We start from the raw sequence: 21,309 nt of genomic DNA on the forward strand, positions 1-21,309 counted from the left end.
TAAATTTTTGTGTCTTTAATTGTCGAAACGGAGAAATTTACTATGAAAATTGGTGTGATTGGCCCGGAAATCACGGTAAATGTGGTGCGCCGGGTGGCGGAGCGGGAGCTGCCGGACATCCAGTTCATCTATCACTGCTCGGACTTTTATGAGCAGTCGGGGGACATGGCGGCGGAATTCCAGGCGGACCGGGAGGTGGGCGCCATTTTGTTCACCGGCCCCACCAACTACGCCTACGCCCGCAGCCGCGTGACGCCCACCATTCCCTGGAGCTTCCTGCCCCACAACCGCACTTCCGCCCTGCAGGCCTTTTTGGAGGCCATGGCCCTTTACCAAAGCGACCTGAAGGCCATCAGCGTGGACCGCTACGAAACGGACCTTCTGAACCGGGTGCTGGAAAGCGCCGGCATCCACGGCGCGGAGATTCACCGGGCCCCCTACGGCTTTGAGGCCCCCTCCTTTGAGAAAAAGCTCCTGGATTTCCACCGGGACTGTTATCTGCGGGGAGAGGTGTCCGTGTGCTTTACCAGCATGCAGCACATCCTGGACCCCCTGCGGGCGGAGGGTATCCCCTGCGTGCGCATCTACCCTTCGGAGGAGGCGGTGCAGGAGCAGGTGCACCATCTGCAGATCCTGGACCTGTCCGCCCGGGAAAACCAGGGCAAGCTGGCGGTCATCGCCATTCATTTTGACTACACCTTCGACGACGAGCACGACCTGTTCCTCCGGGAGTGGGAGAAGGTCCGCTACCAAAACGAGTTCAAAGAGCGGGTGTACGCCCTGGCCCAGCGGATGGAGGCCGCCGTATTCGGCGGCGGCCTGGACCACTATTTCATCGTTACCACCCGCACCATGCTCATGAACGTGTTTTTGAAGGACAAGGAATACTGCCGGCTGCTGCAATACGGCCAGCGGTCTCCGGAATACCGGGTGTGGCTGGGCATCGGCATCGGCAACTCCATGCTGGAGGCCAAGTCCCGGGCCCACATGGCCCTAAACCACGCCGTGGCGGACCGCTCCGGCAGCTCCTACCTGGTGGAAAACGAGCAGCAGGTGGCGGAGCCTCTGGAATACAGCGGGCCGCAGCCGGGAGAGCAGGCCCAGAGCTTTTTCGCCAAAAAGCTCCAGGTGGGCACCGACACCCTGGAAAAGCTCCAGCGGGTCCTGCGCCAGTACGGGGACACCATGACCTCCGAGGAGCTGGCACAGCGGCTGAACATCACCGCCCGCAGCGTCAACCGCATCATCGCCCGGCTGGAGGAGGAGGGCTGCGTCACCATCGTTGGCAAGCGCTCCACCGGCAAGGGCCGCCCAGCCCGGGTCATGAAATTCATCCTGCCGGACAGTCTGCCGGATGTGGACGGCACCCCGCTGTAAAACGCCGAATGAAAGACCGGAGAACCTTCGTCCTCCGGTCTTTCATTCAATTCCCCTTCACCTTGGAATCCATGATGTCCTTGTCCACGCAGAAGAAGGTGAACTCCCCGGTGGCGATGAGCTTGCCGTCGTCGCCGGTGATGTCCACCGCCGTCAGCACCGTGGAATGTCCCCGGTGGCGGACGGTGGCCGTGGCCCGGACGGTGCCCTCCGACTGGTTGCGCAGGAAGTGGAGGGCGCTGGTCTGGGTGACATAGTAGCGGCCGTCGGTGTGGGCGGCGGTGCCGGTGGCGTTGTCCGCCAGGGTGTAGATGGCGCCGCCGTGAATCATGCCATAGGGGTTTTTGCTCTCCGGCCGGATGGTGAGCTTGAACACCGCCCGGTCCCGCTCCACGGATTCCATCTCAATAAAATTATGGAGCATGAAGCCGTTTTTCTTCTCCCGCTCCTGGATTACCTTTTCGAGCTCCGTCATGAAACTATCCTCATTTCTCTCATTTGCCCCTTAGTGTACCATGGCTCCCGCTTCTTTTCCACATTTTTTTGAAAACGGGGTTGACAAATGTCTCTCAATGCGTATACTGAACATATGAACAATTATTCATTTGTTAAGGAGGGGCCCATGGAAGATCGCTACAATGTCGAGTGCTGCGACTTTATCCACGCCCACGAGGAGATCGTGGAAAAGGTCCGCCGGGAGATGCCGGGGGAGGACACCCTGTACGACCTGTGCGAATTGTTCCGCATTTTCGGCGACTCTACCCGCATCCGCATTTTGTACGTGCTGTTTGAGGCGGAGATGTGCGTGTGCGACATCGCGGCGCTGCTGGGCATGACCCAATCCGCCATTTCCCATCAGCTGCGGGCGCTGAAAAACGCGCGGCTGGTGAAGGCCCGCCGGGAGGGCAAGACCGTGTTCTACTCCCTGGCGGACGACCATGTGAAGACCATCATCGACCAGGGTCTGGAGCATGTAGCCGAGTAAGTTTTCCACATTTTTATAAAAACGGGAGGAAATCATCATGAAAAAGCGTTTCAAATTCGTTGTGGACTGCGCCAACTGCGCCGCCAAGGTGGAAGCCGCCGTGAAGAAGATCGACGGCGTCAACGACGCCACCGTGAACTTCATGGCCCAGAAGCTGGTCCTGGATGCCGATGACGCCCGCTTTGACGAGATCTTGAAGGAAGTCGAAGCCGTGGCCAAAAAGGTGGAGCCCGACTGCGAGTTGTTCGTTTGACACCCTGCCGCTCCGGGGGATGGAACATCCCCCGGAGCATGAATATTCCTGTCCAGACCGGGGCTCCGGGCTGGACGAATTTTGACCCTTTTCCCCTGGAAAGGAGAATTTTTCCGTGAAAGACCTTACGAAAAAACAGAAAAAAATGCTGCGGCGCATCGTCGCCGCAGCTGTGCTGCTGGTCCTTGTGAAGGGGCTGTGCGCCCTGGAGCTGCTGCCGGAGCAGGGACTTTTGACGGCTCTTTGCTACCTGGCGCCCTACGCCGTCATCGGCTGGGACGTTTTGTACCGGGCCGTCCGCAACATCCGGGGCGGCCAGGTGTTTGACGAGAACTTCCTCATGGCCCTGGCCACTGTGGGCGCCTTCGCCACGGCGGAATACGCCGAGGCGGTGTTCGTTATGCTGTTCTACCAGGTGGGCGAGCTGTTCCAGGACTACGCCGTGGGCAAGTCCCGGCAGTCCATCGCCGCCCTTATGGACATCCGCCCCGACACCGCTAACTTAGAGCGGGAGGACGGCTCCACAGAGGAGGTGGACCCGGAGGACGTGGCGGTGGGCGCTGTCATCGTGGTGAAGCCCGGCGAGCGGGTGCCCCTGGACGGCACGGTCCTCACCGGCGAATCCTCGCTGGACACCGCCGCCCTCACCGGCGAATCCGTGCCCCGGGACGTGGGCGTGGGCGACGACGTCATCAGCGGCTGCGTCAACCAGAGCGGTGTTCTGCGCATCCGGGTGACCCGGCCCTGCGAGGAATCCACCGTGTCCAAGATTCTGGACCTGGTGGAAAACGCCAGCGAGAAAAAATCCACCAGCGAGAACTTCATCACCCGCTTCGCCCGGTACTACACCCCCTGCGTGGTGCTCTCCGCCGCGGCGCTGTTCCTCATTCCCACAATCCTGCTGGTCCTGGGCGCGCCCCTGGGCTTTTTGAACGGCACCGTCTGGACGGACTGGCTCCACCGGGCTCTCATCTTCCTGGTCATCTCCTGCCCCTGCGCGTTGGTGATCTCCGTGCCCTTGAGCTTCTTCGGCGGCATCGGCGGCGCCAGCAAGTGCGGCATCCTGGTGAAGGGCAGCAACTACTTAGAGGCCCTGGCCAAGACGGAGACCATCATCTTCGACAAGACCGGAACCTTGACCAAGGGCACCTTCACCGTCACCGCCGTCCACCCGGAGGAGGGCTTCACGGCGCAGCAGGTGCTGGAATACGCCGCCCTGGCGGAGCAGTACTCGGACCACCCCATCTCCCTGTCCCTGCGGAAGGCCTGCCAGTCCCAGCTTGACGCCGGCCGGGTCTCGGACGTGGAGGAGATCGCCGGCCACGGCGTGTGCGCCAAGGTGGACGGCCGGACCGTGTGCGTGGGCAACAGCCGCCTCATGGAGCGGCAGAACGTGAATTTCCTGCCCTGCGAGCTGCCGGGCACCATCGTCCACGTGACGGCGGACGGTTTCTACGCCGGACACATCGTCATCTCGGACCTGCCCAAGGAGGACGCCAGGGACGCCATCGCCGACCTGAAGGCCAGCGGCGTGAAGCGGACCGTCATGCTCACCGGCGACGCCGAGGCCGTGGCCAAGTCCGTGGCCGCGGAGCTGGGCGTGGACGAGTACCACGCCCAGCTGCTGCCGGCGGACAAGGTGGACTGGGCGGAGCGCATCCTTGCCGCCAAGCGTCCGGAAGCCCGGGTGGCCTTCGTGGGCGACGGCATCAACGACGCGCCGGTCCTCAGCCGGGCGGACATCGGCATCGCCATGGGCGCCCTGGGCTCTGACGCCGCCATTGAGGCCGCGGACATCGTCCTCATGGACGACAAGCCCTCCAAGATCGCCACGGCCATGCGCATTTCCCGCAAGACGCTGCGCATCGTCAAGCAGAACATCTGGTTCGCCCTGGGCGTCAAGGGCGCGGTACTGCTGCTGGGCGCCTTCGGCATGGCCACCATGTGGGAGGCCGTGTTCGCCGACGTGGGCGTGGCCTTCATCGCCATCCTCAACGCCATGCGGTGCCTGCGGGTGGAGGAGTTCCGGAAATGACCTGCCGGGCCAACAGAAAAAGCACACCGAAGCGGCCGCTTCGGTGTGCTTTTTTATCTACGCTGTTTTTCGCCGGGTCTTACTTCTTGTAGCCGCACTTGGGGCAGACGCCGTTTTCATTCAGCGCGATACCGCACAGGGGGCAGCGGTCCATCTGCTTCGTGGGCGTATATTCCTGGGAGGCGGCGTTGACGCCGCTGGTAAAGGTGAGCTTGGCGATGTTCAGCTTATCCTTCAGCAGGTCGTATACGATCTTGATCATACCCTCCACGGTCATGGTCTCCTTCGTCACCACCAGGCGGCACTCCGGATACGCGGTGGCCAGCTCCGTCTGGAAGGCGGGACCCTTCATCTTGTTGGTGGGCGCGCCGTTGCGGATGCCCTGCTCCTCGTAGACCTTCAGCACCGCGGGCAGCAGGGGGTCGTCCTCCCGCAGGATCAGCGCGTGGTCAAAGTTTTTCAGCACTTCCCAGGCGGTTTTCTGGATCTCATTGCAGGGGAATACCATATTGACGCCGGGCTCCACGGAATCCTCCACCTCAATGGTCAGAACGCCGGTGTGTCCATGGAGATACTGCGCCTCTCCTTTAAAACCGTAGAATCTGTGGGCGTATTGCAGGTCCAACTTCGTAATGCTTCTCATAATGATTGCCTCCCCTTTTGATCTATCATTTACGGATGATTCCTCAGCGTCCGTATACGCTCCACAGCAGCCGCCCGGTGCCCGCGCCTCACGTTCTGCACTGGGGACAGATTCCCGTGAACAGAATGTCATGGCCCGTCAGTTCAAAGCCATGGGTGTCCTTGATCTTCTCCTCCAGGTGGGGGATGTATTCCATGTCCACATCAAAGACACGGCCGCATCTCTCGCATTTGATATGATAGTGCGGATGGCACCAGCGCTCAAACCGGTCCGCTCCGCCGGGGACCTCGATCCTGCGGATCTTCCCCATCTGGGACAGGCGGTTCAAATTCCGGTACACCGTCGCCCGGCTGATGTTGGGGTGGTCTTTGACGATGGCGTCGTAGACCTCATCGGCAGTCACATGTCCCGGAAGCTGTTGGACGGTCTCCTGTACCAGAGAGCATTGGATCGTGTTTCGTTTTATCATAACAATCAAATCCTATCGTTTCTTATTAATATAATATATCAATAAGGAATATATGTCAATTATATTTTTACAGCTGTTCGCTGTTTTAGGGGGAGACATTGAAAAAAGGCCGCCAAAGGCGGTCTTTTTTCTTGATTCCAACATTTCAGTGTATCTTGCTCCGGCGGGGACCCCGAAGTGGTGACTGGCGCACCTCAGCCGGATTTATTCCAGCGTTTCCAGCTCTGCCTGCCACAGATTCATTTTCGCGTCAGACGGCATGCGCCAGTCGCCGCGGGGGGAGAGGGCCACGGAGCCGATCTTGGGGCCGTCGGGGACGCAGTTGCGCTTGAACTGCTGGGAGAAGAAGCGGCGGTAGAAGGTCTTGAGCCACTTCAAAATGACCTCCCGGCTGTACTGACCCCCCAGGGCGTACACCGCCAGGCGGTACACCTTCCGGGGAGAGAAGCCCCAGCGGAGCATGTAGTACAGGAAGAAGTCGTGGAGCTCGTAGGGTCCCACCAGGTCCTCGGTCTTTTGACTGATCTGCCCCTGGACGGCGGGCAGCAGCTCCGGGGAAACGGGGGTGTCCAGAATGTCCTCCAGCACGTCGTGGAGGGCCTCGTCCTTTTTGGCGTTGTCCCGGGCCAGGTAGGCTACCAAATGCCGCACCAGAGTCTTGGGGATGGAGCAGTTGACGGCGTACATGCTCATGTGGTCGCCGTTATAGGTGCACCAGCCCAGAGCCAACTCGCTGAGGTCGCCGGTGCCGATGACGATGCCGCCGCTCTGGTTGGCGATGTCCATAAGGACCTGGGTCCGCTCCCGGGCCTGGCCGTTTTCAAAGGTGACAGAGTGGTCCTCCATGTCGTGGCCGATGTCCTTGAAATGGCTGCGGACGGAGTTGGAAATGTCCACGGTACGCAGCGTAGCGCCCATCTGCTCCGCCAGGATGACAGCGTTGTTGCGGGTGCGGTCCGTGGTGCCGAAGCAGGGCATGGTGACGGCCACGATGTCCGTCATGGGCCGGTCCAGCATCTTCATGGCGAGGCCGGTGATGAGGACCGCCAGCGTGGAGTCCAGGCCGCCGGAGAGGCCCACCACCGCTGTTTTTGCGCCGGTGTGCTCCAGCCGCTGCTTGAGGCCCAGGGAGGCGGTGAGTAAAATCTCCCGGCAGCGGGCGTCCCGGTCCTCCTTCCCCTCGGGGACGAAGGGCTGGGGAGCCACGTAGCGGGTGAGCTTCGTGTCGGACACGGTGAGGGAGAAGGGGACCTCCCACACCGCCGGCGCCTGGTCGAACATCTGGGTCCGGCGGCGCTCGTAAGCCAGTTTCTGCACATCCACCTCGGACACCAGCATTCCGCCGTCGAACCGGCGCTCCGCCAGCATGGTGCCGTTTTCCGCGATCATCTGGTGGGCGCCGAACACCACGTCGGAAGAGGACTCTCCCTCGCCGCAGCTGGTATAGACATAGCCGCACAGCAGCTTTGCCGACTGCATGGTCACCAGCTGGCGGCGGTAGGCGTCCTTGCCGATGATGTCGTTGCTGGCGGAGAGGTTGCCCACCACGGTGGCCCCAGCCGCCGCCAGGTCCACGGCGGGGGAGCAGGGCGCCCACATGTCCTCGCAGATCTCAAAGCCCAGGGCCAGGTCCGGCATGGCGGCGCAGCGGAACACCAGCTTGTTTCCGAAGGGCACGGACTTGCCGAACAGCGTCACCGTCCCATTCTCCGCCGGAGCGGCGGCAAACTGGCGCTTTTCGTAAAATTCGCTGTAATTGGGCAGATGGGTCTTGGGGACCACGCCCAAAACCGCTCCTTTTTGTATAATTGCCGCGCAATTATACAATTTGTTATTGACCCGCAGGGGCAGGCCCACAGCGGTGACCACCTCCAGGTTCCTGGTAGCCTCCAGCACGGTGGCCAGCGCCTGCTCCGCGCCCCGCAGCAGGGCGTCCTGGTAAAACAGGTCGCCGCAGGTGTAGCCCGTCAAGCCCAGCTCCGGCAGCACCAGCACCTTGGCGCCGGCCTTTTCCGCCTTGCGCATCAAGGTAAAGGTCTGCTCCGCGTTATAGTCGCAGTCCGCCAGGCGCAGCTTCGGTGTGCCGCAGGCCACGGTGATGAACCCATCTTTCATATGAAAAACCTCCTGTCGGGAATATCGTTTGCTTGTATTTTACACCGGGCAATTCGCTTTTACAAGTGAGCCTTTGTCCATTCCGCCCCTCCCGCCGGTTTTTAAACACAAAAAGGACCGCCGGTGGCGGTCCTTTTTGCTGTGTGTGTTTTAGGAGGGAGAAAACGCATTGGGCTTGGGAGGACCCTTTGCTTGATGATAAGATACTAAATAATTTTGACCGAATTATGTTTTTCTTATGAACAGTTTGTGAATGTTTCAGAGGAAAACGATTGCTTTCGCGATGCCCGGAAAAAAGGAGCTTTGTTTTTTACAAAGCTCCTTTTTTGTTCAATGCCTGTACGCCACTTTGCGGCGCTCAAAGGCCACGGTTCTTATTTGAACTTCCGGCTTTCCATGACCGCCAGCTCGTCGCAGCGGTTATTATACTCGTTCTCCGCGTGGTTTCCCCACAGGACTTTCGTCCTGTGGGGGCCCCGGATTTGATTTGACCGGGCAGGCTCAGCCCGCCCGGTCCAAGATTTTGCTGCGCAAAATGCTTGTGCGCTGCTTCCGCAGCGGCGCCGCTTTGCGGCGCTCAAAGGCCACGGTTCTTATTTGAACTTCCGGCTTTCCATGACCGCCAGCTCGTCGCAGCGGTTGTTATACTCATTCTCCGCGTGGTTTCCCCACAGGACTTTCGTCCTGTGGGGGCCCCGGATTTGATTTGACCGGGCAGGCAAAGCCCGCCCGGTCCAAGATTTTGCTGCGCAAAATGCTTGTGCGCTGCTTCCGCAGCGGCGCCGCTTTGCGGCGCTCAAAGGCCACGGTTCTTATTTGAACTTCCGGCTTTCCATGACCGCCAGCTCGTCGCAGCGGTTATTATACTCATTCTCCGCGTGGCCTTTGACCCAGTGGTAGTGGAGGGTGTGGATGTCCGTCAGGGCCAGCAGCCGGTCCCACAGGTCCGGGTTCAATGCGGGCTTTTTGTCGCTTTTTACCCAGCCCCGGGCCTTCCAGCCCTTCGCCCAGCCCTTGGAGAGGCCGTCGATGACGTACTTGGAGTCGGACCACAGCTCCACGATGCAGGGCTCCTTCAAAAGGGACAGGGCCTGGATGACGGCGGTGAGCTCCATGCGGTTGTTGGTGGTCTCCGCCTCGCCGCCGGACAGCTCCCGCCTGTGGGAGCCGTAGAGCAGGATGGCGCCCCATCCTCCCGGGCCGGGGTTACCGCTGCAAGCGCCGTCTGTATAGATCGTAACTGTTTTCATGATGCTTTCTCCTGAAACAACCCATGTAACGGGAAAAATACAGAGCTTAAATTCTCATAGTCAAACAAAGATTGGTAAACCAGGCAGTGATACTGGCGAAGGAGCTCAGAGGTCTCAGCATCCGCGTGGTCATAGGACTGCCATTCTCCACTTTTTGCGGAATAGTACCCACGGCGGTTCATTGCCGGTATCTCCTGTTCCAGGTCTTTCAAAAAGCAATTGTATGGGGGCAGCGAAATTTCCGCCGCGTCATACACATAGCCGGAGAGATAATTCAAGCTGGTGATCGGAATGACCTGTTCCTCCGAATCATAGTTTGTCCAAATGAAGAAGGGAACCGTATACTGCAACTCAGCTTCACGAAGTCCCCATTCCGAGGAAGGTTTCCCAATGACTTCTTCCAGAAAACCATCGCTGAGACTGGGCTGGTGGTCCCCGAAAAAGACGATGACCACATCTTCCTCCACATTCGAAAAATAATCGATCAGGAACTCCAGGGCGGAATCGCTCTCGTGCAGCAGCGACAGGTATTGTTCCACATCCGGATAGTCCCGGGAATACCCCTCCAGCGTAACTGTCTTTTCATAGTTTTCCCCTGTATAGTCATATCCGCCGTGGTTTTGCATGGTCACACCGAAAATGAAATCCTGATTGTTTTTTTCCCGCTCATAGACCTCGATGATCTTTTCATACATCTCCCGGTCGCTTACATATTTTCGCACCAGGTCTTTTTGCGGGAAATCATCCAGAAACAACATCTCGTCAAACCCGAGCAGGGGATATGCGTTGTCCCGGTTCCACCCACTTGCCAGAAGCGGATGCATGGCGACGCAGTCATATCCCAGCGACTTCAGCTCACTGACCATGGAGTATGTGGGATTCTTGATGTACGTTTTATACGCCGAAGAGCCCTCCGGCAAAAAATGTACGGAATTTCCCGTTAAAAACTCATACTCGGAATTTGGCGTACCGCCGCCGTAAATACTTGAAAGGGCACAGCCCTTGACGGTATTTTCCGTGAGGCTGTGATAAAAGGGAAGCACATCCTTCATGTTGGTGCGGAGCGAGCCGCAGGCCTCATAATCCGTGAAAGACTCATTCATGATCACGATGATATTGGGCTTTCGCCGCATGGGTTCCGGCTCTGTGGAATACTGCTCCTCCAACTTTGTGACGACTCCATCACCGTATCCATCCGGCTTTTTCACAAAGGCATCCTTTGCCGTTAAAGTAAAGTTCAGCAAAAAACCGTTGTCCCACCTGGTATTAAAAAACCGAATATCCCCCAAATTTTTTTCGCTGACACAAATTAGTAAAATCAGTCCGGCCACCAACACACCGCTGAATACACGCTGCCTTTTCCCAGCCTTTGAGTTGCGCAGATTGACCCGGTATAAAGCAGCCAACTCCAGACCAAACAGGAGCAACCCATACCGCATGACCCTTGTTACGGAAAAATGATAATTGGAAATGACGTTCAGGGCTGTTTTTGCGCTGAAAATGTCGTAAAAAACCAAGTCCGCGCCACGGCCTTGCGTAACAAATTCATCGATCAGCGTAAATCCGATCAACAGAAACTGAGACACCACAAGAGACGTTTTCCACTTGCCGCTAAATAAAAACACCGCCAGAGATACTACTGCACAGCACGCCGTGTTCAGTCCGACAAGAAACCATCCCAGCTTAAAAAAGGAGCATACAAAAACATTTGACTTAAAAACGCGGTGATGACACTGCCGCCCAACAGCATGGCCCAGCCGAAAACAACCGAAGGCCGTCCCTCCGGAATATCAACTTTCAGCAGGGAAATCAACATGGCAGCAGCCAGAAAGACAACTGCCGCTTTCCGGGAAACATCCACTGCGCCCACGGTGCACAGCACCAGCAACGAAGAAAAAATTCCCGTGATGACAGCACTGTCCAGCCCTATTTGAATGGATATATCAAACCAGCCGGTTCGCAAAAGGTCTCTCTCAAATTTACGCCGGAGCATAGGTCGCTCGTCTCCTCAAACTTACAGAATATCATGGCAGATGCCATCTTTTTTGATCAAGATGGCATCTGCTTTTTATTTATGCATGTTTTCTCACGCCTCAGTGCCGGTCTCCGTCTCCTGGGATTCGTCCTTGTCCGCCAGAGCCAGGGAGATGACCCGGTCGCCCTCCTCCTTGAAGCGCATGACGATGACGCCCTGAGTGGCCCGGCCGGCGGTGCGGATATTCTCCACAGCGGTGCGGATGAGGATGCCCGCCTGGGTCACCAGGAGCAGGTCCTCGCTGCCGTCCACCACCTTGACGCCTACGACGCCGCCGGTCTTTTCCGTGACCATGTAGTTCTTGATGCCGAGGCCGCCCCGGTTGGTGATGCGGTATTCCTCCACGCTGGTGCGCTTGCCGTAGCCCTTTTCCGTGATGGAGAGGACGCACTTGCCCTCGGCGGCCCGGGCAGCGCCCACCACGTAGTCGCCCTCCCGGAGGCGGATGCCCCGGACGCCCACGGCGGTGCGGCCCATGGGCCGGATGTCGTTTTCGTCGAAGCAGACCGCCTGGCCGTCATGGGTGGCGATGAGGATCTTCTTGGTGCCGTCGGTCTCCCGGACGGTGACCAGGGCGTCGCCCTCGTCCAGGGTCAGGGCGCGGATGCCGTTGTTCCGCAGGTTCTTCAGCGTGGACACCGGCAGGCGCTTTACGGTGCCGTTGCGGGTGACCATCACCAGGTACAGCTCCTCATTCCCGGTCTCCCGGAAGTGGAGCATGGTCTGGACCCGCTCGCCCTGCTCCACCTGGAGGATGTTGACGATATTGGTGCCCTTGGCGGTCTTGCCGGACTCGGGGATCTGATAGCCCTTCTTCCGGTAGACCTTGCCGGTGTCGGTGAAGAAGAGGATATAGTCGTGGGTGGAGGCGGTGAACACGTCCACCACATAGTCCTCCTCCCGGGTGGTGATGCCCTTTTTACCCATGCCGCCCTTGCTTTGGGCGGTGTACTCGCTGACGGGGGTGCGCTTGATGTAGCCCGCCTGGGTGAGGGTAAAGACGCACTGTTCCTCCTCAATGAGGTCCTCAATGTCGATCTCGTCCTCCACGTCCTGGATCTCGGTCTTGCGGTCGTCGCCGAACTTGTCGGCGATGGCCTGGAGCTCTTCTTTCAAAATCTGGCGGACCAGACCCTCGTCGGAGAGGACCTTGTTGTACCAGGCGATCTTCTCCTCCAGCTCCTTGTACTCCGCCTCCAGCTTCTCCCGGTCCAGTCCCTGGAGGGCCTTGAGGCGCATGTCCAGAATGGCCTGGGCCTGGATGTCGTCCAGGCCGAAGCGGGCCATGAGGTTTTCCTTGGCGTCGTCATAGCTGGAGCGGATGATCTTAATGACCTCGTCGATATTGTCCTGGGCGATGAGCAGGCCCTCCAGCAGGTGGGCCCGCTCCTGGGCCTTTTTCAAGTCGTACTTCGTCCGCCGGACGATGATCTCCTCCTGGAAGGCCAGGTACTCGTCGATGATGTGCCGCAGGGAGAGTATTTTGGGCTGGGACTGGTTCTGCACCAGGGCCAGCATGTTGATGGCAAACGTCGTCTGCAGCTGGGTCTGGGCGAAAAGGCGGTTGAGCACCACCTGGGGGTTGGCGTCCCGCTTCAGCTCGATCACGATGCGCATGCCGTTGCGGTCGGACTCGTCCCGGATGTCGGAAATGCCCTCCAGGCGCTTGTCCTCCACCTGCTCGGCCATGCTCTTGATGAGCATGCGCTTGTTGACCTGGTAGGGAATTTCCGTGATGACGATGCGGGTGCGGTCCTTGCCGAACTCCTCAAACTCGTGGCGGGCCCGGATGACCAGCCGGCCCCGGCCGGTGGCGTAGGCCGCCCGGATACCGCTGCGGCCCATGATGATGCCCCGGGTGGGGAAGTCGGGGCCCTTCACGTGCTGCATGAGGTCCGCCAGGGTAGCCTCCGGGTCGTCCAGCACGCAGATGCAGGCGCCGATGACCTCCCGCAGGTTGTGGGGCGGGATGTTGGTGGCCATGCCCACGGCGATGCCGCTGGAGCCGTTCACCAGCAGGTTGGGGAAGCGGGAGGGGAGGACCCGGGGCTCCTTGCGGCTTTCGTCAAAGTTGGGGTCCCAGTCCACGGTGTCCTTGTCAATGTCCCGCAGCATTTCGTTGGAGATCTTGGCCAAACGGGCCTCGGTGTAACGGTAGGCCGCCGGGGGGTCGCCATCCACGGAGCCGAAGTTGCCGTGGCCGTCCACCAGCATGTAGCGCATGGAGAAATCCTGGGCAAGGCGGACCAGGGCGTCGTACACGGAGGCGTCGCCGTGGGGGTGATACCGGCCCAGCACGTCGCCCACGCAGGTGGCGGACTTTTTGAAGGGCCGGTCAGAGGTGAGGTTGTCCTCGTACATGGCGTACAGGATGCGGCGGTGGACGGGCTTCAGGCCGTCCCGCACGTCCGGCAGGGCCCGGCCCACGATGACGCTCATGGCGTACTCAATGTAGGATTTCTCCATCTCGGGGACCAGGGGGGATTCCACGATCCGCTGGTCGGGATACCGGATCTCCTCGGGGTCGTATTGGGGTTTTTTAGACATGTCGGTATCCCTCCTTTAGTAATCCAGATTCACGGCGTACTTGGCGTTCTTTTCGATGAACTCCTTGCGGGGCTCCACCTTTTCGCCCATTAAAATGGTAAAGGTCTCGTCGGCCTTCACGGCGTCGTCCAGGGTGATGCGGCGCAATGTCCGCTTCTCCGGGTCCATGGTGGTCTCCCACAGCTCGTGGGGGTTCATTTCGCCCAGGCCCTTGAAGCGGTTGATGTCCACCTTCACATTGGGGTTGCCGCCCCGCAGCTCGGCGGAGATGGCGTCCCGCTCCTCGTCGGAGAAGGCCACCCGGGTGGTCTTGCCCCGGGTCAGCTTATAAAGGGGCGGCACGGCGGAGTACACATACCCCTGCTCAATGAGGGGCCGCATGAAGCGGAAGAAGAACGTCAGCAGCAGGGTGCGGATGTGGGAGCCGTCCACATCCGCATCGGCCATGATGATGACCTTGTGATAGCGGAGCTTGGCGGGGTCGAACTCGTCGCCGATGCCGGCGCCCAGGGCCGTGATGACCGGCTGGAGCTTGTCGTTGCCGTAGACCTTGTCCGCCCGGGCCTTTTCCACGTTCAGCATCTTGCCCCACAGGGGCAGGATGGCCTGGAACCGGGAGTCCCGTCCCTGGGTGGCGGAGCCGCCTGCGGAGTCGCCCTCGACGATGTAAATTTCGGTGAGCTCTGGGTTATTTTCATTGCAGTCCCGGAGCTTGTCGGGCATGGCGGCGCCGCCGAGAGCGGTCTTGCGGCGGATGGATTCCCGGGCGCGCTTGGCGGCCTCCCGGGCACGGCCCGCGGTGAGTGCTTTGTCCAAAATCATGCGGCCCACCTGGGGATTCTCCTCCAGGAAAACCTCCAGCTTGTCGGAGACGATGTTATTCACCAGGGTGCGAATTTCGCTGTTGCCCAGCTTCGCCTTCGTCTGGCCCTCAAACTGGGCCTCCGTCAGCTTTACGGAAATGACGCAGGTGAGGCCCTCCCGGCAGTCCTCGCCGGAGACCTTCTCATCGTCCTTGAGCATTTTGATCTTGCGGCCGTAGGCGTTGAGAACGTTGGTCAGCGCCCGCTTGAAGCCCTCCTCGTGCATGCCGCCCTCGGGGGTGTGGACATTGTTGGCGAAGGACAAAATGGTCTCGTTATAGCCGTCGTTATACTGCAGGGCAACCTCCGCCATGGAGTCGTCCTTCTGCCCGGCCATGTAGATAACGCCGGGGTGCAGGGCGTCCTTGCTCTTATTGAGCCAGGTGACGAACTCCCGGATGCCGCCCTCATAGCACAGGTCATCCGATTCTTCCTTGCCGGGGCGCTTATCCACAGTGCGGATGCGCAGGCCAGCGTTCAAGAACGCCTCCTCCCGCATGCGGGTGTGGAGGGTCTCGTAATTGTACACCGTGTCCTCGAACATCTCCGGGTCCGGCTTGAAGGTGACGGTGGTGCCGGTGTGGTCCGTGGTACCGATGACGGTCATTTCCTCCGTCACATGGCCCCGGGAGAACTTCATTTCGTGAATTTTGCCGTCCCGGTGGACCTGGACCGTCAGCCACTCGGAAAGGGCGTTGACCACGGAGGCGCCCACGCCGTGGAGGCCGCCGGAGACCTTGTAGCCGCCACCGCCGAACTTGCCGCCGGCATGGAGGACGGTATACACCACCTCCAGGGCGGGCTTTCCGGTCTGGGCCTGGATGTCCACGGGGATGCCGCGGCCGTTGTCCTCCACGGTGATGGTGTCGTCCTCGTTGATCTGCACGAGAATATCCGTGCAGTAGCCGGCCAGGGCCTCGTCGATGGCGTTGTCCACGATCTCGTACACCAGGTGGTGCAGGCCGGAGGTGGACGTGGAGCCGATATACATGCCGGGCCGCTTGCGGACAGCCTCCAGTCCCTCCAGGACCTGGATCTCGGAGGCGTCGTATTCGTTGGCCGCATCCACGGCGGTGGAGTTTAAAATCTCATTTTCTGCCATGTGGTTTCTCCTTTCAAGGGGGTCGTTTTCCTTATACAAGGCAAGAAGAGCCGGGCCGGAGCCCTTTCCGGCCCGTTTCTCCTTGCCTCGTGCTTTTGCTTATAATTCCAGCTTCCGGCTCTCCGCCCGGTTTTTTAGGGTGGAGGGCGCCAGCTGGCTCAGATACACGATCTGGGGGTGGTAGGGGTGGTCGCAGACCACGAAGGACTTGGGCAGGTCGCCGGACACATCCAGCACCACGCCCTCCTGCTCCGCCGCCGCCAGATATTCCCGGGTGCGCTTTCCGTAGCTGCATTTATCCAGGTCAAAAATACCGATGATGCGGTGGTCGGAGACGATCTCGTTCTGGCCTAAATGAAGGTACATACCTGTATTCCTTTCCCAAACACAAATCCCTTACCGGATGACGCCATGCTCCACGTGAAACACCCGGCCCCCCAGCATCCGGGGCAGGCGGTCATCCTCGCAGCAGGTAATGAACACCTGGCCGCCGGCGATGCGGTTGAGCACAAACTCCTGGCGCTTGGGGTCCAGCTCGCTGAGCACATCGTCCAGCAGCAGCACCGGATACTCCCCGGTGACGTTTTTGTAGATTTCCCGCTCCGCCAGCTTCATGGAAAGAGCCGCCGTCCGGGTCTGGCCCTGGGAGGCGTAGCTCTTGGCGTCCCGGCCGTCGATGGTGACCGACAAATCGTCCTTGTGGGGGCCGGACAAACACAGCCGGGAGGCCCGCTCCGCTATCTGGTGGTCCTCCATGTGGCGGCGCAGCTGCTCCGTGAGAACGGAGACCTCCGCCGATGGGTCCGTGACGGCGGACACCGTCTGATACCGGACCTCCAACACCTCCCGGCCGCCGGAGCACTCCCGGTGGTGCATGGCGGCGTACTCGCTGAGCCGGGACGCGAACTGGCTGCGGTAATGGACCAGCACGGCGCCGAAGCGCACCAGCTGCTCGTTGAAGTCCGGCAGAGCCGCCAGCAGGTCCGGCCGCTCCTCGCTGTCCCGCAGGATGCGGGTCTTTTGATCATAGGCCCGGTGATAGGCGGAAAGGGCTGCGGCATACCGGGGACGAAGTTGACATAACGCATTATCCATAAACTTCCGCCGGCTGGCGGCGCCCTCCCGGATAAGGTACAGGTCGTCCGGACAGAAGAAGACAGTGTTGTACACCTGGCTCAGCTCGGCGCTGTTTTTCGCCGGCACCTGGTTAACGGACATTTTTCGCCGCCTGTCCCGGTAAAGGTCCACCCGGACCCGGAAATCCCGGTCTCTGGCGAAGATATTTGCCTCCATCCGGGCGGAGGGCGCGTCGAAGCCGATCATCTCCCGGTCCGTTTTGGCCCGGGGAGAGCGGCCGCAGGAGAGGTAGACCAGGGCCTCCAGCAGGTTGGTCTTGCCCTGGGCATTCTCGCCGAAAATGACGTTGCACCACGGGTCGAACCGGACCGACTGGTTTCCATAATTCCGAAAGGACTGGAGGGTCAGGACGTCAATCCGCATAGGACACCGTGTAGTGCTGCCCCGCGAAGCAAACGTCGTCGCCGGGACGGATCTTCTTGCCCCGCATGGTGCACACCTCGCCGTTCACAGTGACCTCGCCGGCTTGGATGCGCTCCTTGGCCTCGCCGCCGGTCTCTACCAGGTTGGCGAACTTCAAAAGGTCCTGGAGCTTGATAAATTCAGTTGTAATGATGATGGTTTTCATAGCGCTCCTGTTCGTTTTCAGACGGTTACTCCGCGGATTTCAGACGCACCGGCAGGACCATGTAGAGGAAGTTCTCCTCACCGTCCACGGGGACGATAATGGCGGGGGACACGCCGGTATTCAGCTCGATCTTTACGGTATCGGCGGGGGCGTAGCGCAGGGCCTCCATCAAATAGCGGTTGTTGAAGCCGATCTCCAGACCGCCGCCGTCGCCGGAGAGGCGGCAGACGTCCTTGGCCTCGCCGTTGCCGGTCTTGGCGGAGAGAAATACCTTGTCATGGTCGAACAGGCACCGGACGGGGCTTTTCAGCTTATCGGAAATGACCACGGACACACGGTCGATGCTCTCGATCAATGCCTTGGTGTCGGCGATGACGGTGATGGGGTTTTTCCGGGGGATGGCGTTCTTATAGTCCAGGAACTCGCCCTCCAGCCGGCGGCAGATGAGCTCCGTGTCGCCCACCTCAAACAAAATGTGCCGCTTGCCCAGGGTGACGGAGGCCAGGTCCTCGGTGTCGGCGCAGATGCTCTTCACCTCGTTGAGGGCGGAGCCGGGGGCCACGAAGGAGAAGGCGCCGCCCTCGATCTTTTCCAGGGGCTCCCGGCGGATGGCCAGGCGGAAGCCGTCCACCGCCACCATGGCAAGGCCCTTGTCCGTGACCTCAAACAGGGCGCCGGTGTGGACCGGGCGGCTTTCGTTGGTGGACACGGCGAAGGATGTCTCCTCGATCATGGCGCGGAGGACCTTCTGCTGGATGGAGACGGCGTACTCGTCCTCCACCTCCGGCAGGTCCGGATAGTCCGCGGCGGAAAGACCCACGATGTCGAAATCCGCGTCGCCGCAGTGGAGGTGGACCACCTGCTTTTCGTCGGAGGTGAAGGTGACCACATCGTCTGGCATGCGGCGGATGATGTCGCCGAACAGGCGGGCGTTCAGCACGATGTCGCCGCCCTGGGGCACATCGGCGGAGATCTTGGTGCGGATACCGGTCTGCATGTTGTAGCCGGAGACGGTCAGCTGATGGTCCGCGTGGAGCAGCAGCCCCTCCAGGGCGGGGATGGAGCTTTTCTGGGCGACGGCGCGGCTGGTGACGGCGATGGCGCTTTGCAGCAGCGTCTTTTCGCAGGAGAATTTCATGGGGACACGTCCTTTCAGTTGGGATAAATGGTCGCGGCCTGTCTTTTTAAACAGAAAAGAATCAATCTTTGTTAGTAAAAAGGAGCCGTAGAGAAAAAAGTTGTGGAAAAGGGCGGGAAACGCAGAAGCCGCAAGGGTTGGAAGCTCCACAGGGGGTGTTGAAAAGGTGCACGGATTTTCAACGGCCCGTTTCCCCGGAAAAGTTTCCACAGGAACGTTTTTGTTTTTCCACAGAAGAAGTGGAGAAAATACCGCCTTACCGGCGGGAGTTGATGTTGGTCTTGATGGCCTTCACGGTCTCGGCAAAGGCGGCGTCCTTCTTCATCTGCTTTTCCACCTGCTTGATGGAGTACAGCACCGTGGAGTGGTCCCGGTTGTCGAACTGCTTGCCGATGTCGTCCAGGCTCAGGTTCGTCATGCTGCGGATGAGGTACATGGCGATCTGCCGGGCGGCCACGGCGTCCCGCACCCGCTGCTGGCCCCGGATGATGGACTCCTCCAGGTTGTAGTACTTGCTGATGTACTCCAAAATGGCCTCGGGGGTGGGAACGTATTCGTTGCTGCGCTTGAGCATGTCCTGGATGGCACGGGTGACGGTTTCCTCGTCGGTGTCGTTGCCCAAAAGGTCCTTGAAGGCCATGATCTTATTGATGGTGCCCTCCAGCTGGCGGACGTTGGCGGTGACGTTCTCCGCGATGAACACCGCCACCTTGTCCGGCAGGTCCAAGCCCAGCAGCGCCGCCTTGTTCTTCACGATGGCCAGGCGGGTCTCAAAATCCGGCGGAGCCACGTCCACCAGCAGGCCCCACTCAAACCGGGTGCGGAGGCGGTCCTCCAGCATGGTCATCTCAGAGGGGGGACGGTCGGAGGTCAGAACGATTTGGCGGCCGGACTCGTAGAGGTTGTTGAAGGTATGGAAAAACTCCTCCTGGGTCTGCTTTTTGCCGGCGATGAACTGCACGTCATCCACCAGCAGAAGGTCCGCCTGGCGGTATTTTTCACGCATTTCGGCGGTCTTGTTTGGGCCGGCCTGGATGGCGGCCACCAACTCGTTGGTCAAATCGTCGCCCTTGACGTAGGCGATCTTGGCCCGGGAGTCGTTTTTCTTGATGACGTTGGCGATGGCGTAGATCAGGTGGGTCTTGCCAAGGCCGGAGTCCCCGTAAATGAGGAGGGGGTTGTAATTCTGGGCGGGATGCTCCGCCACCGCCACGGAGGCGGCGTAGGCCAGCTTGTTGGAGGGGCCCACCACAAAGGTCTCAAAGGTGAACTCGTCGGAGGTAAAGCGGTCACTCTGCTTTTTGGGTCCGCCGCTGAGCTCCGCGTACGCCAGGTCGTCCAGAATACGGACCTCGAAATCCATGGAGAAGAAATCCCGGATCGTATCCTTGATGTTTTTCATGAACAGGTTTTCAATGTTGCTCCGCTTGAAATCGTTGGAGCAGTGGAGAATGAAGGTATTTCCGCGGATGTCCACGGCCTCCAGCTCGTCGAACCAGGTGTTGATGGTCGTTTCCGAAAGCTCGCCCTTCAGTCGGTCCAGGATCTTATCCCACACATCAGCGACGGAATTCAAAAAGAAGCACCTCTCTCTAGTTAAAAATGGACAAAACAATACAGTGTTATTATAGCAAAAAAACGAATCGCTGACAATACATATTCTAATAATAAGTTCAAAAAAGTGAAAAAAATCCGGAGGGGAGAGGAGACTAGATATAGAGTTTTTTGACGGAGAAAAACACCACATTTTGAAATAGGTGTGTAAAAGCGGAAAAAAAGCAGATTTTTTACGGAATTTTTAAGTTTTTGTTGACACATTTGAAAAAAATCTGTATACTATTCGGTGCGCCGCGAATGGCGCCTTGATACTCGTTTACTGCGTCAGCCCTTCGGGGCGGCGTCGAGTAAGTGTCATCCCCAGGGATGACCGGAATTCTGACAGGAGGTGTCTCAACATGGCAACGAAACGTACCTATCAGCCCAAGAAGCTGCACCGCTCCAAGGTCCACGGCTTCCGCAAGAGAATGGCTACCGCTGACGGCCGCAAGGTCCTGGCCCGTCGCCGCGCCAAGGGCCGCGCCCGTCTGACCCACTGATCGAAACGGAACGCGCGGGAGACACTTGAACAAGACGTCTTAGGGACGGTGGGAATTGCGTGAGATTCCTCCGTCCCTATAAGAGTTTCCCGGCAAAATGGCAAGGCAGGGATGGTATGAAACGAGCGGTAACGCTGAAAGAAAATCATGAGTTCCGCCGGCTGTACCAGAAGGGCGCGTCGGCGGTGAGCGGGTGCATGGTGGTCTACTGCCGGAAAAACAGGCTGGGCCACAACCGCCTGGGCATCACCGTGTCCGTCAAGCTGGGACACGCCGTGGTGCGCAACCGGGCGCGCCGCCGCCTGCGGGAGGTGTACCGCGTCAACAGCGGCGCCCTCAAGCAGGGGTATGACATCATCCTGGTGGCCCGGGGAAAGACCGTAAGCACCGGCTGGAAAGAGCTGAACGACACGTTTTTGCGCCTTTGCCGGAAGCTGGAGCTGATGGGAGAGGGTGTATGAAGCGGCTGCTTTTGTGTTTGATCCGCTTTTACCAGAAGGCGATCTCCCCTTACCGTCCCCGCTGCTGCAACTATATCCCCACCTGCTCCCAGTACGCTGTGGAGGCCATTGAAAAATACGGCGCCCTCAAGGGCGGCTATCTGGCGTTCAGGCGCATCCTGCGCTGCAATCCGTTTCACAAGGGGGGCTACGACCCCGTTCCCTAACGCTGACCGCAGCGGAAAACCAAAGAGAA

21 protein-coding genes are annotated in these 21,309 nt (G+C 59.5%); 7 read left to right on the forward strand and 14 right to left on the reverse strand.

Annotated elements, in window-relative coordinates; all coding sequences use genetic code 11:
- Positions 1-42 precede the first annotated feature (42 nt).
- Positions 43-1,377, forward strand: a complete 1,335-nt coding sequence (locus tag ACTQ4R_RS09270) for a helix-turn-helix domain-containing protein (protein ID WP_441627989.1) — start codon at positions 43-45, stop codon at positions 1,375-1,377.
- Between the two features lie 46 nt (positions 1,378-1,423).
- On the opposite strand, the gene ACTQ4R_RS09275 is transcribed toward ACTQ4R_RS09270, so the two are convergent.
- On the reverse strand, positions 1,424-1,852 hold the full coding sequence (locus ACTQ4R_RS09275) for a PaaI family thioesterase (RefSeq protein WP_441627991.1): 429 nt from the start codon (positions 1,850-1,852) through the stop codon (positions 1,424-1,426).
- A 147-nt stretch (positions 1,853-1,999) separates the two neighbouring features.
- Between ACTQ4R_RS09275 and ACTQ4R_RS09280 the strand changes: the two genes are divergently transcribed.
- The 3 genes from ACTQ4R_RS09280 (at position 2,000) to ACTQ4R_RS09290 (ending at position 4,650) form a co-directional block, all read left to right on the forward strand.
- The gene (locus ACTQ4R_RS09280; RefSeq protein WP_441627993.1) at positions 2,000-2,362 is read left to right on the forward strand and encodes an ArsR/SmtB family transcription factor; all 363 of its coding nucleotides are present in this window, start codon (positions 2,000-2,002) and stop codon (positions 2,360-2,362) included.
- Between the two features lie 37 nt (positions 2,363-2,399).
- A complete protein-coding gene (locus tag ACTQ4R_RS09285) occupies positions 2,400-2,615 on the forward strand; it encodes a cation transporter (protein ID WP_441627995.1) in 216 nt (71 codons plus the stop codon).
- A gap of 145 nt (positions 2,616-2,760) precedes the next feature.
- Positions 2,761-4,650: a heavy metal translocating P-type ATPase gene (locus ACTQ4R_RS09290; protein ID WP_441628041.1), complete on the forward strand. Its 1,890-nt coding sequence runs from the start codon at positions 2,761-2,763 to the stop codon at positions 4,648-4,650.
- 79 nt (positions 4,651-4,729) lie between these two features.
- On the opposite strand, the gene ACTQ4R_RS09295 is transcribed toward ACTQ4R_RS09290, so the two are convergent.
- The 13 genes from ACTQ4R_RS09295 to dnaA all read right to left on the reverse strand — a co-directional run bounded on the left by ACTQ4R_RS09295 (position 4,730) and on the right by dnaA (position 20,075).
- Positions 4,730-5,293: a 6-pyruvoyl trahydropterin synthase family protein gene (locus ACTQ4R_RS09295; protein ID WP_441627997.1), complete on the reverse strand. Its 564-nt coding sequence runs from the start codon at positions 5,291-5,293 to the stop codon at positions 4,730-4,732.
- A gap of 88 nt (positions 5,294-5,381) precedes the next feature.
- Entirely contained in the window at positions 5,382-5,762 is a 381-nt protein-coding gene (locus tag ACTQ4R_RS09300) for a Fur family transcriptional regulator (RefSeq protein WP_441627999.1), read from the reverse strand.
- A 204-nt stretch (positions 5,763-5,966) separates the two neighbouring features.
- Positions 5,967-7,877, reverse strand: coding sequence for an NAD(+) synthase (locus ACTQ4R_RS09305; RefSeq protein ID WP_441628001.1), 1,911 nt, complete (start codon positions 7,875-7,877; stop codon positions 5,967-5,969).
- Between the two features lie 812 nt (positions 7,878-8,689).
- Positions 8,690-9,127, reverse strand: coding sequence for a ribonuclease HI (rnhA, locus tag ACTQ4R_RS09310; protein WP_441628003.1), 438 nt, complete (start codon positions 9,125-9,127; stop codon positions 8,690-8,692).
- Positions 9,124-10,698 carry an LTA synthase family protein gene (locus tag ACTQ4R_RS09315; protein ID WP_441628005.1) on the reverse strand — a complete coding sequence of 525 codons (1,575 nt, stop codon included), beginning with the start codon at positions 10,696-10,698 and terminating at the stop codon, positions 9,124-9,126. The genes rnhA and ACTQ4R_RS09315 overlap by 4 nt, the downstream gene beginning before the upstream one ends.
- An 86-nt stretch (positions 10,699-10,784) precedes the next feature.
- Complete coding sequence (locus ACTQ4R_RS09320) at positions 10,785-11,120, reverse strand: hypothetical protein (protein WP_441628007.1); 336 nt, start codon at positions 11,118-11,120, stop codon at positions 10,785-10,787.
- A gap of 93 nt (positions 11,121-11,213) precedes the next feature.
- Positions 11,214-13,709 (reverse strand): DNA gyrase subunit A, encoded by a 2,496-nt coding sequence (gene gyrA, locus ACTQ4R_RS09325; RefSeq protein ID WP_441628009.1) that lies wholly within the window; start codon positions 13,707-13,709, stop codon positions 11,214-11,216.
- A 15-nt stretch (positions 13,710-13,724) separates the two neighbouring features.
- On the reverse strand, positions 13,725-15,674 hold the full coding sequence (gene gyrB, locus ACTQ4R_RS09330) for a DNA topoisomerase (ATP-hydrolyzing) subunit B (RefSeq protein ID WP_441628011.1): 1,950 nt from the start codon (positions 15,672-15,674) through the stop codon (positions 13,725-13,727).
- A 99-nt stretch (positions 15,675-15,773) separates the two neighbouring features.
- Entirely contained in the window at positions 15,774-16,040 is a 267-nt protein-coding gene (gene remB, locus ACTQ4R_RS09335) for an extracellular matrix regulator RemB (protein WP_441628013.1), read from the reverse strand.
- A 30-nt stretch (positions 16,041-16,070) separates the two neighbouring features.
- The gene (gene recF / locus ACTQ4R_RS09340; protein WP_441628015.1) at positions 16,071-17,174 is read right to left on the reverse strand and encodes a DNA replication/repair protein RecF; all 1,104 of its coding nucleotides are present in this window, start codon (positions 17,172-17,174) and stop codon (positions 16,071-16,073) included.
- Positions 17,164-17,379 carry an RNA-binding S4 domain-containing protein gene (locus ACTQ4R_RS09345; protein WP_441628017.1) on the reverse strand — a complete coding sequence of 72 codons (216 nt, stop codon included), beginning with the start codon at positions 17,377-17,379 and terminating at the stop codon, positions 17,164-17,166. The genes recF and ACTQ4R_RS09345 overlap by 11 nt, the downstream gene beginning before the upstream one ends.
- A gap of 25 nt (positions 17,380-17,404) precedes the next feature.
- Complete coding sequence (gene dnaN / locus ACTQ4R_RS09350) at positions 17,405-18,517, reverse strand: DNA polymerase III subunit beta (RefSeq protein ID WP_441628019.1); 1,113 nt, start codon at positions 18,515-18,517, stop codon at positions 17,405-17,407.
- 256 nt (positions 18,518-18,773) lie between these two features.
- Positions 18,774-20,075: a chromosomal replication initiator protein DnaA gene (gene dnaA, locus ACTQ4R_RS09355; protein ID WP_441628021.1), complete on the reverse strand. Its 1,302-nt coding sequence runs from the start codon at positions 20,073-20,075 to the stop codon at positions 18,774-18,776.
- Between the two features lie 397 nt (positions 20,076-20,472).
- Between dnaA and rpmH the strand changes: the two genes are divergently transcribed.
- The 3 genes from rpmH to yidD all read left to right on the forward strand — a co-directional run bounded on the left by rpmH (position 20,473) and on the right by yidD (position 21,280).
- On the forward strand, positions 20,473-20,613 hold the full coding sequence (gene rpmH, locus ACTQ4R_RS09360) for a 50S ribosomal protein L34 (RefSeq protein ID WP_091131350.1): 141 nt from the start codon (positions 20,473-20,475) through the stop codon (positions 20,611-20,613).
- A 116-nt stretch (positions 20,614-20,729) separates the two neighbouring features.
- Positions 20,730-21,074, forward strand: a complete 345-nt coding sequence (rnpA, locus tag ACTQ4R_RS09365; RefSeq protein WP_441628024.1) for a ribonuclease P protein component — start codon at positions 20,730-20,732, stop codon at positions 21,072-21,074.
- Complete coding sequence (yidD, locus tag ACTQ4R_RS09370) at positions 21,071-21,280, forward strand: membrane protein insertion efficiency factor YidD (RefSeq protein ID WP_441628026.1); 210 nt, start codon at positions 21,071-21,073, stop codon at positions 21,278-21,280. The genes rnpA and yidD overlap by 4 nt, the downstream gene beginning before the upstream one ends.
- The last annotated feature ends 29 nt before the right edge of the window (positions 21,281-21,309 follow it).

The sequence above is a fragment of the Dysosmobacter sp. Sow4_B12 genome, from assembly GCF_052116665.1.
In the GTDB taxonomy this organism is placed as follows: domain Bacteria; phylum Bacillota; class Clostridia; order Oscillospirales; family Oscillospiraceae; genus Oscillibacter.

What these genes read in the sequence shown, in the direction of transcription:
- rnpA (WP_441628024.1), top strand. Translation starts at nt 20,730, where the DNA reads ATGAAACGAGCGGTAACGCTGAAAGAAAATCATGAGTTCCGCCGGCTG.
- ACTQ4R_RS09295 (WP_441627997.1), bottom strand. Translation starts at nt 5,293, where the DNA reads ATGAGAAGCATTACGAAGTTGGACCTGCAATACGCCCACAGATTCTAC.
- ACTQ4R_RS09305 (WP_441628001.1), bottom strand. Translation starts at nt 7,877, where the DNA reads ATGAAAGATGGGTTCATCACCGTGGCCTGCGGCACACCGAAGCTGCGC.
- ACTQ4R_RS09345 (WP_441628017.1), bottom strand. Translation starts at nt 17,379, where the DNA reads ATGAAAACCATCATCATTACAACTGAATTTATCAAGCTCCAGGACCTT.
- ACTQ4R_RS09285 (WP_441627995.1), top strand. Translation starts at nt 2,400, where the DNA reads ATGAAAAAGCGTTTCAAATTCGTTGTGGACTGCGCCAACTGCGCCGCC.
- ACTQ4R_RS09275 (WP_441627991.1), bottom strand. Translation starts at nt 1,852, where the DNA reads ATGACGGAGCTCGAAAAGGTAATCCAGGAGCGGGAGAAGAAAAACGGC.
- remB (WP_441628013.1), bottom strand. Translation starts at nt 16,040, where the DNA reads ATGTACCTTCATTTAGGCCAGAACGAGATCGTCTCCGACCACCGCATC.
- gyrA (WP_441628009.1), bottom strand. Translation starts at nt 13,709, where the DNA reads ATGTCTAAAAAACCCCAATACGACCCCGAGGAGATCCGGTATCCCGAC.
- dnaN (WP_441628019.1), bottom strand. Translation starts at nt 18,517, where the DNA reads ATGAAATTCTCCTGCGAAAAGACGCTGCTGCAAAGCGCCATCGCCGTC.
- rnhA (WP_441628003.1), bottom strand. Translation starts at nt 9,127, where the DNA reads ATGAAAACAGTTACGATCTATACAGACGGCGCTTGCAGCGGTAACCCC.
- ACTQ4R_RS09270 (WP_441627989.1), top strand. Translation starts at nt 43, where the DNA reads ATGAAAATTGGTGTGATTGGCCCGGAAATCACGGTAAATGTGGTGCGC.
- ACTQ4R_RS09320 (WP_441628007.1), bottom strand. Translation starts at nt 11,120, where the DNA reads ATGCTCCGGCGTAAATTTGAGAGAGACCTTTTGCGAACCGGCTGGTTT.
- ACTQ4R_RS09290 (WP_441628041.1), top strand. Translation starts at nt 2,761, where the DNA reads ATGCTGCGGCGCATCGTCGCCGCAGCTGTGCTGCTGGTCCTTGTGAAG.
- rpmH (WP_091131350.1), top strand. Translation starts at nt 20,473, where the DNA reads ATGGCAACGAAACGTACCTATCAGCCCAAGAAGCTGCACCGCTCCAAG.
- ACTQ4R_RS09280 (WP_441627993.1), top strand. Translation starts at nt 2,000, where the DNA reads ATGGAAGATCGCTACAATGTCGAGTGCTGCGACTTTATCCACGCCCAC.
- recF (WP_441628015.1), bottom strand. Translation starts at nt 17,174, where the DNA reads ATGCGGATTGACGTCCTGACCCTCCAGTCCTTTCGGAATTATGGAAAC.
- gyrB (WP_441628011.1), bottom strand. Translation starts at nt 15,674, where the DNA reads ATGGCAGAAAATGAGATTTTAAACTCCACCGCCGTGGATGCGGCCAAC.
- ACTQ4R_RS09300 (WP_441627999.1), bottom strand. Translation starts at nt 5,762, where the DNA reads ATGATAAAACGAAACACGATCCAATGCTCTCTGGTACAGGAGACCGTC.
- yidD (WP_441628026.1), top strand. Translation starts at nt 21,071, where the DNA reads ATGAAGCGGCTGCTTTTGTGTTTGATCCGCTTTTACCAGAAGGCGATC.